Below are 4740 nucleotides of genomic sequence, written 5' to 3'. Positions count from 1 at the left end.
GGTCACCAGCCGGGCCCGGCCGAGGGCCGCCGTCAGCTCGCCCAGCTCCGCCGAGCGCCCGACGAAGGCGGTGAGTTCGAGGGGCGGGACGCCGCCCGTCCAGGGGCCGGGGCCGTGAGGATCTCGCATGGGACACGGAGCGTACTGAAACGTGTTCACTGCGTACAATCACCCGGCGCGAGCGCGCCCGCTCGGGCGGGGAATCCGGTACGGAGCCGCGGCCTTGGCGCGATAGGCTCGGGACACGACTTTTCCGATGCTCAGGCACGTTTCAGGGAGCGGGTGCGCACAGTGTCCGGTACAGAGGTGGCCGGGATCCTGGTGGCCGTCTTCTGGGCGATCCTGGTCTCCTTCCTCGCGGTCGCGCTGGCGAGGCTGGCCCAGACGCTCAAGGCGACCACCAAGCTCGTCGCGGACGTGACCGACCAGGCCGTCCCGCTGCTCGCCGACGCCTCCCAGGCGGTGCGCTCCGCGCAGACCCAGATCGACCGGGTCGACGCGATCGCCTCCGACGTCCAGGAGGTCGCCTCCAACGCCTCCGCGCTGTCGACCACCGTGGCCTCCACCTTCGGCGGCCCGCTGGTCAAGGTCGCGGCCTTCGGCTACGGCGTCCGCCGGGCCCTCGGCGGCCGCAAGGGGGAGGACGTGCCCGGCAAGTCGGCCCGGCGTACCGTGATCGTGGGCCGGACGGTCCCCGCCGCACGACGCAAGCGGAAGTAAGGACTGAGACCGAGCGATGTTCCGCCGTACGTTCTGGTTCTCCACCGGTGTCGCCGCCGGTGTGTGGGCCACCACCAAGGTCAACCGCAAGATCAGGCAGCTGACCCCGGAGAGCCTGGCCGCCACCGCGGCGAACAAGGCCCTGGAGACCGGTCAGCGCCTGAAGGACCGCGCGGTCGGCTTCGCGTCCGACGTCCGCGACAACATGGCCCGGCGGGAGGCCGAGCTCGAGGAGGCCCTCGGCATCCACGAGGACCCCGAGCTCCCCGCGCCCCGGCGGTACACCGCCATCGAGAACCACCACAGCGACAACCGCAGCACACCGAAGTACATCGAAGCCCCGATGTACTCGTACAACCGGAATGAGGACCACTGATGGAGTCGGCCGAGATTCGCCGCCGCTGGCTGAGCTTCTTCGAGGAGCGCGGGCACACCGTCGTCCCTTCGGCGTCGCTCATCGCGGACGACCCGACTCTGCTCCTCGTCCCCGCCGGCATGGTGCCCTTCAAGCCCTACTTCCTGGGTGAGGTCAAGCCGCCGTTCCCGCGCGCCACCAGCGTGCAGAAGTGCGTGCGCACGCCCGACATCGAAGAGGTCGGCAAGACCACGCGGCACGGCACGTTCTTCCAGATGTGCGGCAACTTCTCCTTCGGCGACTACTTCAAGGAAGGCGCCATCAAGCTCGCCTGGGAGCTGCTCACCACGCCCCAGGACAAGGGCGGTTACGGCCTCGAACCCGAGCGCCTGTGGATCACCGTCTACCAGGACGACGACGAGGCGGAGCGGATCTGGCACGAGGTCGTCGGCGTGCCGAAGGAGCGCATCCAGCGCCTGGGCATGAAGGACAACTTCTGGTCCATGGGCGTGCCCGGCCCGTGCGGCCCCTGCTCCGAGATCAACTACGACCGCGGCCCCGAGTTCGGCGCCGAGGGCGGCCCCGCCGTCAACGACGAGCGGTACGTCGAGATCTGGAACCTCGTCTTCATGCAGTACGAGCGGGGCGAGGGCATCGGCAAGGACAACTTCGAGATCCTCGGGGACCTGCCGAGCAAGAACATCGACACGGGCCTCGGCCTGGAGCGGCTCGCCATGATTCTGCAGGGCGTGCAGAACATGTACGAGATCGACACCTCCATGGCCGTCATCGACAAGGCCACCGAGCTGACCGGCGTGCGCTACGGCGACGCCCACGACTCGGACGTGTCCCTGCGCGTGGTCACCGACCACATGCGCACCGCCACCATGCTCATCGGCGACGGCGTCACCCCCGGCAACGAGGGCCGCGGCTACGTCCTGCGCCGCATCATGCGCCGCGCCATCCGCAACATGCGGCTGCTCGGCGCCACCGGTCCGGTCGTCAAGGACCTGATCGACACCGTGATCGGCATGATGGGGCAGCAGTACCCGGAGCTGATCACCGACCGCGAGCGCATCGAGAAGGTCGCCCTCGCCGAGGAGAACGCCTTCCTCAAGACGCTGAAGGCCGGCACCAACATCCTGGACACCGCCGTCACCGAGACCAAGGCCGCCGGCGGCACCGTCCTCTCCGGCGACAAGGCGTTCCTGCTCCACGACACCTGGGGCTTCCCGATCGACCTCACCCTGGAGATGGCCGCCGAGCAGGGCCTGTCCGTGGACGAGGATGGCTTCCGCCGCCTGATGAAGGAGCAGCGGGAGCGCGCCAAGGCCGACGCCCAGGCCAAGAAGACCGGCCACGCCGACCTGGGCGCCTACCGCGAGATCGCCGACAGCGCCGGCGAGACCGACTTCATCGGCTACACCGACACCGAGGGCGAGTCCACGATCGTCGGCATCCTGGTCGACGGCGCCTCCTCCCCGGCCGCCACCGAGGGCGACGAGGTCGAGATCGTCCTGGACCGCACCCCGTTCTACGCCGAGGGCGGCGGCCAGATCGGCGACACCGGCCGCATCAAGGTGGACTCCGGCGCCGTCATCGAGGTCCGCGACTGCCAGAAGCCGGTCCCGGGCGTGTACGTCCACAAGGGCGTCGTCCAGGTCGGCGAGGTGACCGTCGGCGCCAAGGCCCACGCCTCGATCGACGTCCGCCGCCGCAAGGCCATCGCCCGCGCCCACTCGGCCACCCACCTGACCCACCAGGCCCTGCGCGACGCCCTCGGTCCGACGGCCGCCCAGGCCGGTTCGGAGAACCAGCCCGGCCGCTTCCGCTTCGACTTCGGCTCCCCGTCCGCCGTCCCGACGGCCGTGATGACCGACGTCGAGCAGAAGATCAACGAGGTGCTCGCCCGCGACCTGGACGTGCACGCCGAGGTCATGGGCATCGACGAGGCCAAGAAGCAGGGCGCCATCGCCGAGTTCGGCGAGAAGTACGGCGAGCGGGTGCGCGTCGTGACGATCGGCGACTTCTCCAAGGAGCTGTGCGGCGGCACGCACGTGCACAACACCGCCCAGCTGGGCCTGGTGAAGCTGCTCGGCGAGTCCTCCATCGGCTCCGGGGTGCGCCGTATCGAGGCCCTGGTCGGCGTGGACGCCTACAACTTCCTCGCCCGTGAGCACACGGTCGTCAACCAGCTGACCGAGCTGCTCAAGGGCCGCGCGGAGGAGCTGCCCGAGAAGGTCTCCGCCATGCTCGGCAAGCTGAAGGACGCCGAGAAGGAGATCGAGCGGTTCCGCGCCGAGAAGGTCCTCCAGGCCGCCGCCGGTCTCGCCGAGTCCGCCAAGGACGTCCGCGGCGTGGCCGTGGTCACCGGCCGGGTGCCGGACGGCACGACGCCTGACGACCTGCGCAAGCTGGTCCTGGACGTGCGCGGCCGGATCCAGGGCGGCCGGGCCGCCGTGGTGGCCCTGTTCACGGTGAACAACGGCAAGCCGCTGACGGTCATCGCCACCAACGACGCCGCCCGCGACCGCGGCCTGAAGGCCGGTGACCTGGTCCGCACCGCCGCCAAGACCCTCGGCGGCGGCGGTGGCGGCAAGCCGGACGTGGCCCAGGGCGGCGGGCAGAACCCGGCCGCCGTCGGCGAGGCCGTCGAGGCCGTCGAGCGGCTCGTCGCCGAGACCGCCAAGTAGGAACGGCTCAAGCACATGCGCAGAGGACGTCGGCTCGCGATCGACGTCGGGGACGCCCGGATCGGGGTCGCCTCGTGCGACCCCGACGGGATCCTCGCCACCCCGGTGGAGACCGTCCCCGGCCGGGACGTGCCCGCCGCCCACCGCCGCCTGCGTCAGCTGGTGGAGGAGTACGAACCGATCGAGGTCGTCGTCGGCCTCCCTCGCTCCCTCAAGGGGGGCGAGGGCCCGGCCGCGGTCAAGGTCCGCGGCTTCGCGCAGGAACTGGCCCGGGGAATCCAGCCGGTGCCGGTGCGCCTGGTGGACGAGCGGATGACGACCGTGACGGCAGGCCAGGGACTGCGCGCCTCGGGCGTGAAGTCCAAGAAGGGCCGTTCGGTCATCGACCAGGCGGCGGCCGTCATCATCCTGCAGCAGGCCCTGGAATCCGAACGGGTGTCAGGCAAACCACCCGGTGAGGGCGTCGAAGTGGTCATCTGATCGCGATACGGTAACGTTCCGCGCGATGCGCCGGTGTTCGAACAGCCGGGGCACAGCAAGAGGCGGAGCGGAATCCGGCCGACGGGCCGCGGGACCGCGGGCCTCGCGGCTCTAGGGGATCGATGACTGAGTATGGCCGGGGCCAAGGCTCCGAACCGTGGAATCCGGAGGACCCGTTGTCCGGGGACGGCGGATGGGGCGGACAGCAGGCCCAGCAGGGCTCGCAGTCCCCGTACGGCGACCGGCCGCAGCACTATCCGCAGGCGTCGGGGTACGGCGACTGGAGCCAGGGCCAGCAGCAGCCCGGATACGAGGGGCAGCAGCAGCACGACGCCCGGCAGTACGACCAGCAGCTCGCCGGCCACACCCAGCACCAGTTCCACCAGGGCGGCTGGGACGCGGCCGGCACCCTCGGCCAGGTGCCCTACGCCGCCGACCCCGGCGACCCCTACGGCCAGCGGCCCGTGGCCTACGGCGGGGAGCAGCCCGACC

General features: G+C 70.8%; 4 protein-coding genes and 1 pseudogene. All 5 read left to right on the top strand.

Going from position 1 to position 4740, the window contains the following annotated elements; genetic code table 11:
• The first annotated feature begins 282 nt into the window (after positions 1–282).
• On the top strand, positions 283–720 hold the full coding sequence (locus H5J33_RS23955; RefSeq protein WP_107058442.1) for a DUF948 domain-containing protein: 438 nt from the start codon (positions 283–285) through the stop codon (positions 718–720).
• A gap of 16 nt (positions 721–736) precedes the next feature.
• Positions 737–1096, top strand: coding sequence for a hypothetical protein (locus tag H5J33_RS23950; protein WP_181796962.1), 360 nt, complete (start codon positions 737–739; stop codon positions 1094–1096).
• Positions 1096–3768 (top strand): alanine--tRNA ligase, encoded by a 2673-nt coding sequence (alaS, locus tag H5J33_RS23945; RefSeq protein ID WP_181796961.1) that lies wholly within the window; start codon positions 1096–1098, stop codon positions 3766–3768. The genes H5J33_RS23950 and alaS overlap by 1 nt, the downstream gene beginning before the upstream one ends.
• Positions 3769–3783: 15 nt before the next feature.
• A complete protein-coding gene (ruvX, locus tag H5J33_RS23940) occupies positions 3784–4248 on the top strand; it encodes a Holliday junction resolvase RuvX (protein WP_181796960.1) in 465 nt (154 codons plus the stop codon).
• A gap of 122 nt (positions 4249–4370) precedes the next feature.
• Positions 4371–4740, top strand: a pseudogene (locus tag H5J33_RS23935) (hypothetical protein); the annotation flags it as partial.

The sequence above is a fragment of the Streptomyces sp. WELS2 genome (assembly GCF_013870595.1).
GTDB lineage: Bacteria > Actinomycetota > Actinomycetes > Streptomycetales > Streptomycetaceae > Streptomyces.
Note: the sequence above shows the minus strand (reverse complement) of the source record. Positions and strands in the feature narration are given on the sequence as shown.